The organism is Paraburkholderia sp. EG287B (assembly GCF_040965595.1).
Lineage (GTDB): Bacteria > Pseudomonadota > Gammaproteobacteria > Burkholderiales > Burkholderiaceae > Paraburkholderia.
Window position 1 is genome coordinate 56,785 of record NZ_JBFRCG010000015.1, and the last position, 13,139, is coordinate 69,923.

General features: G+C 63.1%; 10 protein-coding genes and 1 pseudogene. 5 read left to right on the plus strand and 6 right to left on the minus strand.

Annotated features, from left to right (window positions below; genetic code table 11):
• The first annotated feature begins 449 nt into the window (after positions 1–449).
• The 3 genes and pseudogenes from AB4Y40_RS26970 (at position 450) to AB4Y40_RS26980 (ending at position 4,600) form a co-directional block, all read left to right on the plus strand.
• A pseudogene (locus AB4Y40_RS26970) lies at positions 450–1,386 on the plus strand (alcohol dehydrogenase catalytic domain-containing protein).
• A gap of 164 nt (positions 1,387–1,550) precedes the next feature.
• Positions 1,551–2,048, plus strand: coding sequence for a GNAT family N-acetyltransferase (locus AB4Y40_RS26975; protein WP_368690423.1), 498 nt, complete (start codon positions 1,551–1,553; stop codon positions 2,046–2,048).
• A gap of 263 nt (positions 2,049–2,311) precedes the next feature.
• Entirely contained in the window at positions 2,312–4,600 is a 2,289-nt protein-coding gene (locus tag AB4Y40_RS26980) for a PAS domain S-box protein (protein WP_368690581.1), read from the plus strand.
• A 146-nt stretch (positions 4,601–4,746) separates the two neighbouring features.
• Here the strand turns inward: AB4Y40_RS26980 and AB4Y40_RS26985 are convergent, their stop codons facing one another.
• Entirely contained in the window at positions 4,747–4,938 is a 192-nt protein-coding gene (locus AB4Y40_RS26985; RefSeq protein ID WP_368690424.1) for a hypothetical protein, read from the minus strand.
• A 381-nt stretch (positions 4,939–5,319) separates the two neighbouring features.
• Here AB4Y40_RS26985 and AB4Y40_RS26990 point away from each other — a divergent pair, with 381 nt between their 5' ends.
• A complete protein-coding gene (locus AB4Y40_RS26990; protein ID WP_368690425.1) occupies positions 5,320–5,862 on the plus strand; it encodes a DUF4142 domain-containing protein in 543 nt (180 codons plus the stop codon).
• Between the two features lie 139 nt (positions 5,863–6,001).
• On the opposite strand, the gene AB4Y40_RS26995 is transcribed toward AB4Y40_RS26990, so the two are convergent.
• On the minus strand, positions 6,002–6,313 hold the full coding sequence (locus tag AB4Y40_RS26995; protein WP_368690426.1) for a phasin family protein: 312 nt from the start codon (positions 6,311–6,313) through the stop codon (positions 6,002–6,004).
• 287 nt (positions 6,314–6,600) lie between these two features.
• Between AB4Y40_RS26995 and AB4Y40_RS27000 the strand changes: the two genes are divergently transcribed.
• The gene (locus AB4Y40_RS27000) at positions 6,601–7,902 is read left to right on the plus strand and encodes a DNA topoisomerase IB (protein WP_368690427.1); all 1,302 of its coding nucleotides are present in this window, start codon (positions 6,601–6,603) and stop codon (positions 7,900–7,902) included.
• 9 nt (positions 7,903–7,911) lie between these two features.
• On the opposite strand, the gene AB4Y40_RS27005 is transcribed toward AB4Y40_RS27000, so the two are convergent.
• The 4 genes from AB4Y40_RS27005 to AB4Y40_RS27020 all read right to left on the minus strand — a co-directional run bounded on the left by AB4Y40_RS27005 (position 7,912) and on the right by AB4Y40_RS27020 (position 12,830).
• Positions 7,912–8,577 (minus strand): UdgX family uracil-DNA binding protein, encoded by a 666-nt coding sequence (locus AB4Y40_RS27005; RefSeq protein WP_368690428.1) that lies wholly within the window; start codon positions 8,575–8,577, stop codon positions 7,912–7,914.
• 260 nt (positions 8,578–8,837) lie between these two features.
• Complete coding sequence (locus AB4Y40_RS27010) at positions 8,838–9,740, minus strand: DUF72 domain-containing protein (protein ID WP_368690582.1); 903 nt, start codon at positions 9,738–9,740, stop codon at positions 8,838–8,840.
• 379 nt (positions 9,741–10,119) lie between these two features.
• Entirely contained in the window at positions 10,120–11,787 is a 1,668-nt protein-coding gene (locus AB4Y40_RS27015) for an ATP-dependent DNA ligase (RefSeq protein ID WP_368690429.1), read from the minus strand.
• Positions 11,784–12,830 carry a ligase-associated DNA damage response exonuclease gene (locus AB4Y40_RS27020; protein WP_368690583.1) on the minus strand — a complete coding sequence of 349 codons (1,047 nt, stop codon included), beginning with the start codon at positions 12,828–12,830 and terminating at the stop codon, positions 11,784–11,786. Before AB4Y40_RS27020 ends, AB4Y40_RS27015 begins: the two co-directional genes overlap by 4 nt.
• Positions 12,831–13,139: the final 309 nt, after the last annotated feature.

Genomic DNA, 13,139 nt, shown 5'->3' on the forward strand with positions numbered 1-13,139 from the left:
CCGGTTGCATGCCAGCCAATCTTTGGCGGAGATGTTTTTCTCTCGCCGTAACGTCCACGAAGTGGTCGCAGCGCTCAAACCACGCCTAAGGGCGATCCATTCATCCTTCCCCCTATCCAACCCTCCAACGCCCGGCAGCATCATCGACCGGATTCCAGCCGGCATTCAGCCTCCACGCCCACGCGTCATGCCGAAAGGCGTCGGGAGAACGCGGCGGCCAATCCAGCGTGTCGTTAACACGGGAACGGGCGGTGCGCTTCACGACTCCGGGGTTCGCTGACATGCCGCTGCACGGTGCGCAACGTGCACGCATGATCGAAGTGCGGCGCTCTTCACAATGACGAGCCGACTGCTGGCTCTTTTCTACCCGTCCAGTGTGGGCACATTTCATGGGTGCACCGCATGTTGCGCATGTTTGCGTCGGGCACTGAAACGAACAGGAGCATGCTATGAAAGCGGTGGTTTTTCATGACATCGGTGACATCCGGCTCGACACTGTCCCGGACCCGTCTATTCAACAACCCACGGACGCCATCGTGCGCATCACGTCGAGCGCAATCTGCGGAACCGATCTGCACATGGTACGCGGCACGTTAGGCGGCATGAAGCCGGGCATTGTGCTTGGTCACGAAGGCGTGGGTATTGTCGAAGAAGTGGGGTCGGGCGTACGCAATCTGCGCCGTGGCTCGCGTGTGCTCATTCCATCCACCATTTCCTGTGGCGCATGCTCTTATTGCCGCGCGGGCTATACTCTTCGCCATCGCTAGCGCGCGCCTCATGGGTGCCGGCCGAATTTTCGCCGTGGACCGCGTCGCCTCGCGTCTGGACATGGCTCGTGCCCTGGGTGCGGAGGCGGTGAACTTCGAGGACGAGGACCCCGTTGAGGCGCTCACGGAACTCACCGCGGGTATCGGCGCCGATCGTGTGATCGACGCAGTGGGCGTCGACGCGATCCGGGCGAGCGGCGCCAGCGATGGCAAGGACGACGCGACAGCCGCCCAGTTCGACGAGGAAGTGCACGAAATCACAAGGGGACGCGGCCATTCGCAAGGCAGCGCGTGGCAGCCAGGTAACGGCCCTTCCCAAGCCCTGCAATGGGCCATGAAAACGGTGGCGAAGGCAGGCACGATAGGGGTCATCGGGGTGTATCCGCCAAATGACCGCTTCTTCCCGATCGGTGAGGCGATGAACCGCAACCTCACGCTCAAGCTGGGGAATTGCAACCACCGGATGATCGTGCCGAAACTCGTCCAGCTCGTGCGCGAACGCGGATTTGATCCGCTTGGCGTGCTTACCCAGCGGGAACCCCTTACCCAGGCCCTCGACGCCTATCGCGCTTTCGATGCGCGGGAGCCGGGCTGGATCAAGGGCAAGCTGGAGCCGTGACGCTTGCGGCGCGCACGAGCCTGTCGAGCGGGTCACCTGTCTGGCCTCCGTTCGCTCCCGTGAGGCCCGCAGGCACGACAGGTGCGAAAACCACAAGTAATAGTTAAGCACGAGCGAATTTTTCGCGTTGAACGTGCCAATCCGGCTGTAAGGAGGGGGCCAGAATGAAGGAGTCGTCAGTCCTTGCCATCGTGCGCCGGGAAGACCCGCGTTCACTCGACGCGAGCCTTCTTCTCGACGAGGTCAGTGCCATGGTCGCACTCTACAGCGGAGACGGCGCGCAGACGCGATTTCGTGTGGAAGAGGCGACATCGCCCCGCGGTGCGTTCGTCGTGGCTCGCACCGCAAAGGGAGAAGCAATGGGTTGTGGAGCTGTCCGGCGCTTTTCATTCGAAGTGGCCGAACTGAAGCGAATCTACCGACGTCCTGAATGGCCGGGCGCGGGCTCCGCAATTCTGCATTATCTGGAGCGCATTGCCGTCACATTGGGATTTCGTTGCGTCGTTTTGCAGACGAGGGCGGCAAACCGGCGCTCCATCGCATTCTATGGACGCCATGGATATCGAAGCATTGAGCCATACGGAGAATATGTCAGGATGGGTGATGCCCGATGTTTCAGCAAGGCACTGCCGTTGGTCACGCAAACGCAATCCGGCACCTAGCGCCGCGCGTCGTCTCTTCTGCGCCTTTCTGCCTCCTGTACTGATGCCGGCAATCAAGGTTCGGAAATTGCTGTGTTCGTCTGCTCCTGGGGCAGGCTGCCGGAAGTCCATCGTGAGGGGACCATGCTGAAAGTCACTTTTGACGCGGGGTTGAATGCTGCGTTTTGTGGGAGGTGCCGGGAGTCGCACGGGGAGTCGCGATAGTGGAGGATCACATCTCCCAGCCCCCGTTCGGCGACGCAGCCGTTGCCTGGGAATCGGCGCTGGTTGCCCGCGTCCCGGAGTACGGGATCTTCCGTCTGACCGATGGTGGAATCGTCGCCACCTGGAATCCAGGCGCGGCGCGCATCAACGGTTACGATGCCACGGAGATAATCGGCAAGCACTTCTCGGTTTTCTACGCCACCGAGGACAGGGAAGCCGGCGTACCTGAGGCGATGCTGCAATCTGCTCGTGAGCACGGTCACTGCGAGACCGAGGGCTGGCGTTTGCGCAAGGACGGCTCACGTTTTTGGGCAAATGTCCTGGTTACACCGCTTTCGGCACCGGACGGCAGTTTGAAAGGCTTCGCAAAGATCGTCCGGGATGTCACGGACAAGCGGCTGGCCCACGAAGCCGTGCTCGAAAGCGAGCGCAAGTTCAGGCTCCTCGTCCAGGGCGTTACCGACTACGCCCTCTTCATGCTCTCGCCAGAGGGCATTGTTACGAACTGGAATCTCGGCGCTGCCAGAATCAAGGGCTACGAGGCGGACGAAATCATCGGGACGCACTTGCGGCAGTTCTATACGCCCGAAGACGCTGCGAAGGGGCTACCCGAACGCGGTCTCGAGATCGCCGCGCGTGAGGGCCGCTTCGAAGCGGAAGGATGGCGCGTCAGGAAAGACGGAAGTCGTTTCTGGGCCAACGCCATCATCGATGCGATTCGGGATGAGGACGGCAAACTCGTTGGCTTCGCCAAGATCACACGCGATGTGACCGAGCGCAAGGTTGCCCAGGAACAGCTGGATAAGGCGCGGGCAGCATTGCTGCAGTCGCAGAAAATGGAAGCCATTGGCAAGCTGACCGGCGGAGTCGCGCACGACTTCAACAACGTCCTTCAGGTGCTGCGTGGCAATCTCGAGTTGCTGGAGCGCCGCCACCGCGATACCTGGTCTCGCGAGCGCCTCGAAAAGGCAATCGAGGCGACCGAACAAGGCGCAACCCTCGCCTCACAACTGCTTGCGTTTGGTCGGCGGCAAGCGTTGCAGCCCGCAGTGGTCAACCTGGCTGTCATGCTCAGGAATATGGACGACATGCTGCGGCGGGCGCTCGGCGAAATGATTCAGGTGGAAACAGTGGTCTCGGGTGGTCTCTGGAACACGCTCGTCGACCCCAACCACCTGGAGAATGTCGTACTCAACCTCGCCATAAACAGCCGCGACGCGATGCCCCGGGGCGGTCAGCTGACACTTGAGTTGTCGAACACAACGCTCGACAGCCAGTATCACGTGCTTCCTGACGATGTCGCCGAGGGGCAGTATGTGCTGCTTGCGATTACGGACACAGGCACGGGCATGCCGCCAGAAGTGATGGAGCATGCGTTCGAACCGTATTTCAGCACCAAGGCCGAAGGGGAAGGTACGGGACTGGGACTGAGCATGGCCTACGGCTTCGTCAAGCAGAGTAGAGGCCACATGCGGATCTACAGCGAGGTCGGACACGGGACCACGATCAAGATCTACCTGCCGCGATCGACGGAAGAGGTTGTCGAGCTGGAGCCTCCACAGACACCCCTGGTTCCGGGTGGCTCAGAAACCATTCTCGTGGTCGAAGACGACAAGCGTGTTCAGTCCACCGTGATCGAGATGCTCACCGAGCTTGGTTACGTTGTACTGAAGGCGGATGACGCACAAGGCGCCATGGTGATCATCCGCAGCGGCGCCAGGATCGACCTGTTGTTTTCCGACGTGGTGATGCCGGGGTCGATGCGTAGCACCGAAATGGCAAAAATGGCGGTGCGTGTCTTGCCGGGCCTGAAGGTGCTCTTTACTTCGGGTTACACACAGAACGCCATCGTCCATGGAGGACGGCTTGACCCAGGGGTGCATTTGCTCAGCAAGCCGTACAGCCGCGAACAGCTGGCAAGGAAAATACGACGCATGCTGGGAAATCGCCCAGCTTCAATTCCTCCCGCACCGCGCAGTGCACCCGATGCGGGCGCGCGGCGAGTTTCCATACTGGTAGTCGACGATGACACGCCTTCTCGCGAAGCAGTGAGCGAACTGCTCTCGCAGATGGGCTACACCGTCCGCCAGGCGGGTAGTCGGGAATCCGCCCTGCGCGAGGTGACGGAACGCGTGCAGATCCTTGTCACCGATATCGCGCTACCCGACGGGTCGGGCGTCGAACTCGCCCGGCTTGCACTTCAGCGGGTGCCGGCGCTGAAAGTCATCTTTGCGTCGGGCGCAGAGGCGCCGCCCGCCTGCGATGTGGGCTTTGGGTTCGCCTCCGTGCGCAAACCATTCTCGGCAGAGCAATTGTGCGATCTCATTGAGTCGGCCAGTGCAGGATGAGCGAACGGAATGGTCGAACGACCGACCGAACGCGTGGCCGCACGGCGGTGATCGGCCGAGCCGGCCAACGCGCGTAGCTGAACGCTCTGCGCTGACCGCATTCGGGTAATGCGGCCGGGGCGCCCATGACGCCCAGCGCCGGTGGTTCAACCGCCGCCGATTCCCCGCATGACCTTTCCCGTGCCTGCACAAACAGCACAGCGCTTACCCTCTACGAGGCCTGTGCCGTGGCAGGCTCCGCACAGGTCCTCGCCTACGCCCGGTGCGTCCGGGGGGCCTTCGTCGCCTGGATTCAATGGACCTTCGTTCGGTTCACTTGCTGGCCTGGAATTTTGCATGGCTAGCCTCTCGATGGTGGCGTGTGAATTTCTCGTCCGGGTGTCAGGAAACAGACGGTCCAGACCGTTTTCACGCAGTTGTCATGCCCGGAACAGACGCGGCTTCCCGGCCCCGCGGGCTTTGTGCCCGGAATGAAACCCAGGTTTGGCGAGCGGGCGTTCTAACTGTTAGGGCGTCTAGCTCAATTGCCAGCGCAACGTAATGACAGGGCTACTCTCGATGCTGCAGATCGTGAAGCGCGCATCCTCCGTGGCCTGGCCGGCCCCGGGTCTCGATGGAGGCTGGCAGGGCCGCACGCGTCCCGGCACGCAGCATGCGCGAGAGCCAATGCGCGGTCCCTGTGGGCCCCGCTACCGTTCAACGACCCAAGGATGCCAACCATGAAACTCGTTCTCGCTATTCTCGGCTTGGCCATGGCGTGCAGTCTCCCGCTCGCGGCGGCCGCACAGGAATCGCAAGCGGCTTCTACCACCGCGGCAAATCCGCTGCCGGATGTGGATCGAGATTTCGTTCAGGCCGCATCGATGTCTGGATCGACCGAAATCGACGCCGCGAAGCTCGCGATGCATAACACGAAGAACAAGGACGTGCACAAATTTGCAGAGCACATGATCGTCGACCACACGAAGCTTGCGACGCAATTGAAACTCGCGGCGCCGCACGGCGTAACGGTGCCGAAGGACAACTCCGATACATCGATTCTCGATTCGCTAAGGCCGCTCAAGGATGCGCAATTTGACAGTGCGTACGCGCAGAAGTTGGGGGTAGAAGGCCACAAGGAAGCGGTGGCCGCGTTCCAGAAGGAGATCAGCGACGGCAAGAACGCCAGCCTCAAGGCGGCGGCGCGCAAGGCGTTGCCAACCATCGAAGAGCATTACCGGATGGCCCAGGCACTGGCCCAGAAAGTCGGCACTCGTTCCTGAGCGCACGGCTTCCTCAAGGGAACAGCCGTTGCAGCAGGAAACGTTGCGGGGGCGCTGCGCGAGGCCTTCTGGCTGATCCCCGCGCAGCACCGTTTGGGCACGGGGCGCGTGTCTCCTCGCGCGGCACCCGCCGCATGCCTTACGAGGCGGTGCCCTCGAACGCCGCACTCCACGCCATGAAGTCTCGGTTCAGGCGGCTTTCGGTACCCCTCACGCAATCGACGATCGCGCCAAGCATGATCTCGTTGATGTGCCGCCAGTAGGCTGCAGTCTTTGCGGTGCCGGCTAGAGCGTAGCTTGCATTCAGGCGCCATGCGTCAAATGGTGAACGTTCGCTGGCTGATTCGAGTGCGATTGCGCGCTGCTCATTGAGGGTGGTACTGAACGCATGGCTATTGAGTTCTGCGATGCGCCCAGCGGTCTCTACGCACAGGCGTGCGAATTCGTTCATTTCGGTGCCCAGGGGCGTAACTCCTTCAGACGCCTTGCCTGGGCGTGCGTCGGGTAGTGCGATCGTTGGTTCAGTCATCATCGGCTCCGATTTGAGGTTCGACCGGGTAGATGGGGGTTCCGGTCGTGCTGCATTGCCGCATTGCGTATTCCCGGTTCGGCCCGGCGGTTCACCGAAGGGCGGCACGCACTGCCGGGCACTGGCTCGGCGCAAGATCTCGCACCCGCATTGGCGGCACGGCTATTGCGCCTCGTTGCCCAAACAAGACCATCCGACCGAGGCAAGCCGTGGCAAAAAAACAGGCACCTACAAGAAAGCCGGGCCGCAAAAGCACCGCGCGCGCGAGCAGCGTATCCCCAACGGAAGTCGGGCTTTCCGGCCTGCGCTATGTCGATGACTCGCGTCGCGGGTACACGCGCGAGCGGATCGATGGCGTGTTCGTCTACTTCGATACCCAAGGCAAGCGCATCAAGGACGACGCCGAGATTCGCCGTATCAACGCCTTGGCGGTTCCGCCCGCGTATACCCAGGTGTGGATCTGCCCGGATGGGCGCGGCCACCTGCAGGCGACGGGCCGTGACGCGCGGGGCCGCAAGCAGTACCGCTATCACCCGCGTTGGCGTGAAACACGGGACGCGACCAAGTACGAGCACTTGCTGGGGTTCGGCACCGCGCTGCCGAAACTGCGCGCCCGGCTGGCGCGCGATCTCGCGCTCGACGGCATGCCGCGAGACAAAGTGCTGGCGACCGTCGTGCGCCTGCTCGATAGCACACTGATTCGCGTGGGCAGCGAGGAGTACGCGCGGGAGAACCGCTCGTACGGTCTGACGACGATGCGCAAGCGGCATCTGGAAGTGTCCTCTGACCGGCTGCGCTTCCGGTTTCGCGGCAAGAGCGGCATTGAGCACGACGTCGCGGTCAGCGATGCACGCGTCGCGCGCATCGTCAGGCGCTGTATGGAACTGCCGGGCCAGGACCTCTTCCAGTATCTCGACGCCGATGGCGCGAGGTATTCTGTCAGCTCCTCGGACATCAACGACTATTTGCATGAGGTCATGGGCGCCGATTTCACCGCGAAAGACTACCGCACGTGGGCGGGCAGCGTGTTCGCGCTTGCGGCGCTGCGCAAGCTGGAATGGCAAACGCCGACGCAGGCGCGCAAACACGTCGCCGACACCATCAGGCAGATCTCGCAGGTGCTGCGCAATACGCCGGCGGTTTGCCGCAAGTGCTATGTCCATCCGGCCGTAATCGAAGCGTTCGAGGCGGGCGCCCTCGCGCAGGCGCAACCCGCCGTGCGCCGCCGCGGACTGAAGGCAGACGAGGCAGCGCTGGTTGTCTTTCTGAAAAACGACGCGAAGCGGCGAGCGCGCGAGGCGTCGCGCCGCGGTCGTGCTGGCGCGTCAAGCGATGCGAGCCTCGTCCCCCTGCTCGCGCAATCGAACCGTAAAGCACGCGCGAATGGGGCGAAGGACGGCACTCAAGGCGGCGCGGCAACGATGCGGAAACCGGCAATGAGCAAGACCGCTTCGCGGCACGTGCGCTCGTCTGCTGCGACTCGATTCGCGCATGCCGAGCCCGGTGCGTGATGCGGCTCTTCAACGTCTGCGAGCAAGCGTGGATGCGAGACGCAGTGCCTCGACGATCTGGGCGCGCGCTTCGTCGCGGGTCTCGACGTTCGGCGCCCGCAGCGCGTACGAAGGGTGCCAGGTCGCCACGATGACGCGATCGCCGATGCGCCCAGCGTGTTCCATATAGGCCTTCAGCCGCGCGTTCGGGTCGCGCAGAACCGCGCGCAAGGCGGTTGCGCCGAGCGCGACTACGACCTTCGGCTTGATTTGCGCAAGTTCCCGTTCGAGCCAGTATGCACAGGCTTCCACCTCGCGCTGAGCAGGCGTCTTGTGCAGGCGGCGCTTGCCGCGCAGTTCCCATTTGAAGTGCTTAACCGCATTGGTCACATAGACGGCCTGACGTTCGATGCCCGCCTCTTCGAGCGCGGTGTCGAGCAGCGCGCCTGCCGGGCCGACGAACGGCAGACCTGCGCGGTCCTCGCTGTCGCCGGGCTGCTCGCCGACGAGCATCAGCGTGGCGCGCGCGTTACCCGCGCCCGGCACCGCATGGGTGGCGTCTTTCCACAACGTGCAGCGCCGGCATGCTTCAAGCGACTCGGGTTCCTGATGCGGATCGGCCTGCGGGCCAACGGTGCGGCGCGGGGCCTGCGATTCGTCGCGATCCTGCCGGCGGTGCGGTGTGCGCGATACCACTGCGTCACCTCGCCCACGGCGCGAGCGCTGCCTGGCATGAAACGCGACTGGCCAGTTTCATCGTTGCTCCCCAAACGGTGGGCGATGCGCGCGACACGCGCGAATCGCTATTGCGGTCCAGGAGGATGCGCAACCGGCGTACCGCGCGGGCGCGCAGCCAGGGCACGCGCGTTGCGCGCAAAGGCGGGCCACGCGAGCGCTCGCCTGCGCGTTGCCTGCCGTCACGGTGGCTCGAATGGCGATGTTGAAGGCGCGCGACGTCATGTGCCACGCGCGAGAGGTTCTTGCGCGTAACCAAACCGGGTCATCAGGCGGCGCGCGTCGAAAGGCGCTTCGGTCTTCTGATCGTTGTCGAAATAGCAGTACACGTCGCGCGGCTTGCGCTCGGCTGCCTCGAGTTCCGGAGCGATGAGTCGCGCGTACGCGGCGGATTTTCCCTCGCTCCATGCCCGGAAGCGGGCTTCCCATTTGTTCAGCGCCGCGTCGCTGTAGGCGCCAGCATATCTTCCTGTTGAACCATGCAGCCGCGCGTAGATGAAGTCGGCGGTGGCATCTTCGGCATACGGCCACGGCTCGGTGGAGTCGGACACCACGAGCGCCACGCGATAACGTCGTAGCAGATTCACGAATGCGGGAACAACGAAACTCGCATGACGGATTTCGATGGCGTGGCGCATGGGCCGGTTCCAGTCGATGGTGAGCCACGGAGCCTTCACCCGCGCGTCGTGGCGCCTGGCCAGACGCAGCGCTGCTTCCGTGTCGGGCGGCAGCAGTGCGAGGAAGCGTTCGAGGCGATCGACCTGGAAGGTGTAATTTGGGGGGAACTGCCAGAGTAAAGGCCCCAACTTATCGTTCAGTGCGAGCAAGCCTTGCGCAAAAAAGTTCGCGCACGCAACTGTTGCCGTTTCGTCGCGGAAGCGCAGCATGTGTGTGAGGTAGCGCGCGCCCTTGATGCTGAAGACGAAACCTTCCGGTGTTTCGTCTCGCCACTGTTCGAACGATGCCGGCGATTGCAGACTGTAGTGCGTGCCGTTAATTTCGATGGTCTGCACGGCGCGCGACGCGAAGTCGAGCTCGCGCTTTTGCGGCCAACCCTGCGGATAGAACGTGCCGCGCCAACCCTCATAGCGCCAGCCGGAAATGCCGATCCGCACTTTGCCCATGATGTCTTCCCTTGAATCGCATGTGCCCGGCCTGCGCGAACGGGAGCACTGCTGCTGTTGGTCCCAGTCGGATGTTTGCTGACGCTCAGCAAAGCTTGTTCCCGCGCACCGCGTGCGGGCGCGCGAATTTCGCGGGTCTCTCTGCGGGCCGATCGGGCAGATGGATGCACTTGTCCGCAAAAGCTGGCTGGTTGAATTGCGGGCAAGACATGCGAAATCGGTCAATGCTCCGCCGTGGCTATGGCGCTGCTTGGTCGAACTGACGCTGGCCCATGAAGCGGAATACCTCGAACATTGCAGACGCTATGCGCTGGAGCGTTAGCGCGAGCGCTTTGGGCACGCTACGCGTGCAACAGTCAGACGCCAGGTGCGAACCCGCTCAGGTCTGAGCCTCGTGCAAGAAGCCCTTGAGCGTGCCGAGCGTATCCGCGTCCTCGACTGACTTGTCGGTGCGCCATCGCAGCATCCGGGGAAAGCGCACTGCGATGCCCGACTTGTGCCGCGAGCTTGCCTGAATTCCTTCGAAGCCGATTTCGAACACCAGCGTTGGTGTGACGCTGTGCACCGGTCCGAACTTCTCGATCGTCGTTTTGCGCACGATTGCATCGACTTTGCGGATTTCTTCGTCGGTGAGTCCTGAGTACGCCTTGGCGAACGGCACCAGCGTCCGCACGCCGTCTGCTTCATCCCAGACCGCGAACGTGTAGTCTGTGAAGAGACTCGCCCTCCGGCCGTGACCACGTTGGGCGTATAGCAGCACGGCGTCGATCGAAAACGGATCGATCTTCCATTTCCACCACGTACCCGATGCCTTGGTACGCCCGACGCCGTACATCGATGTCCGCTGTTTCAGCATCAGCCCTTCGACGCCGCGCGCGCGGCTTTCCTCGCGCAATTGCCCAATCGCGTTCCAGTCTTCGGCGATGACGGCTGGCGACACGCGCAGCATTTCGATCGCGGGCGATTGCGACAGCGACTGAACAAGCGCATCCAGTCGCGTGCGACGTGCTACGAGCGGTTGGGTGCGCAGATCGCGTTCGTCGGCTTCGAGCAGGTCGTATGCGACCATCGCGGCGGGCGACTCACTGAGCACCTTTCTGGTCAGCGACTTGCGCGTGATACGCGGCTGCAGACGCGCGAATGGCAATGGCGCGCTCGCCCCCGGTTCCCACGCGAGAATTTCCCCGTCTATGACCGAGCCGTCCGGCAAGGCGGCAGCCATCGCCTCCAGCTCCGGAAAACGATCGGTCATGAGGTCTTCGCCCCGCGACCAGATCCAGACGCGTCCTGCGCGTTTAACGAGCTGTGCGCGAATGCCGTCCCATTTCCATTCGAAGATCCAGTCCGCGGTCGGGCCGAGGGTTGCAGGGTCGGCCTGCAACGGATGTGCGAGAAAGAACGGATAGGGCAAGCCGATGTCGGTTTCCTGCGACGTGTCGTGATCGTCGCCATCGGCCGAAGCGGTGACAAGCCGGAGATACCCGGCCGCTGTCGGCGTCCTGTGCGAATGCGTCCACCCGACGAAGCGCTGCGCGATGCGTTGGTGGTCGATGCCCGCGACCTGCGCGAGCGCGCGCACGACGAGCTGCCGTGACACGCCGACGCGAAAGCCACCGCCGATGAGCTTGGTGAGCAAAAACCGCTCGCTCCAGTTCAGTTCGTCCCAGTAGGCGGTCAAACGCTCGCGTACGGCGTCCGGTTCGCTGCCTCGCAACGTCAGCAGACGCTGCTCGACCCATTGCGCCAGACCCAGCTCCGATTCACGCGACGCTGGCGGCAGCACGTGCGCGATCGTCTCTGCCAGGTCCCCGACTGCCTGATATGACTCGTCGAACAGCCATTGCGGCAGGCCGGCGCAATGGCGTGCGCATTCGATCAGCACGCGCGTAGGCACCGACTGGCGAGGCTTGCCGCCTGCGAGGAAATACGACGCCCACGCCGCGTCTTCAGGTTCGGCGCCGGAGAAATAGGCAACCAATGCTTCGAGTTTCTCGTTGGTGGACGTCGTCGCGTCGAGCGCTGCGTAGAGTGCCGCAAACCGTTTCATTTCGCCGCGTCCTCCATCGGGGCGGCGTCGACGTCCGCCTCGATCGCGTCGCCGCCATATGCGGTTGCGAAGGTGCCGGCATCGAATCCATGCGCGAGAAGCCATCGCACCATCGGCTCGATGTAGCCGTGCGTGACGATCACGCGTTCTGCGCCCGTTGCTTCGATCGCATTGTGGAGACCGGGCCAGTCCGCATGATCCGACAAAACGAATCCGCGGTCGACTCCGCGCCTGCGTCTCGCACCGCGCAAACGCATCCAGCCGGATGCCAATGCGTCGCGATGCTCACCGAAACGCCGTGTCCATGCGCTGCCTTGCGCGGAAGGCGGCGCAATGATCAGCGCCTCTCTGAACGCGGCCTTGTCGTGCAGCGGGATTTCGCCGACGAGTCGCGTACCGGGCAAGTCGACTGACGCATCACGATAGATTCGATTCAACGTTTCCACGGCGCCGTGGCAGAAGATCGGGCCAATGCCAGGGTCCACGCCGGCGAGCACACGCTGCCCTTTGCCGAAGGAATAGCAAAACAGCACCGACGTCAGTCCTTCGGCAGCGTTATGCCGCCACCACGCGTTGATGCCGTCGAATACGGCATGCGACGGTTCCCACCGGTAGACGGGCAAGCCGAAAGTCGATTCCGTGATGAACGTGTCGCACCGGACCGGTTCGAACGGCGTGCATGTCGGGTCCGGTTCGATCTTGTAGTCGCCCGATGCGACCCATACACGCCCGGCATGCTCGAGCCGCACCTGGGCCGACCCGAGCACGTGTCCTGCCGGATGTAATGACACGCGCACGCCATTGATTTCGATCTGTTCGCCGTACGGCAAACCCTGCACTGCGATACCTGGCAGTCGGGTCTGCAGTACGCCGAGCCCCGCCTGTGCCGTCAGGTAGTGGCGATGACCTGCGCGTGCATGGTCAGCGTGCGCATGAGTAATGATCGCCCGTTCGACCGGCTGCCACGGATCGATGTAAAACGCCCCTGGCGGGCAGTACAGTCCCTCCGGAAGGGCGATGATCAAATCGGAGGAGGGATTCATGTCGTTGGGCTCGTCCGTCGCGACGATCCAGGAGCCTATGAGTGGGTTCACAGAGCTGCCTATGCCGCTGCGGGCGCTCGGCGCTGCTCTTATTTTGCACCCGTGTCTTTGGCTGCATCGGCACGCGGTGCGGACGCCCTGTTTGCCCGCGCTGCTCGCGGCTGCGAAGGTGTGTCGCGGGCCCTTGGGCCGGATTGCCCGCTGCCCGGCGTGCCGGAAGCGGCAGGTTGCTGTCCGAGGTTCGTGCCATAGGGCGCCGAGCCGGTGCCTTGCGCGTGCGCGAGGGAACATGCAAGTGAAGCGCATACC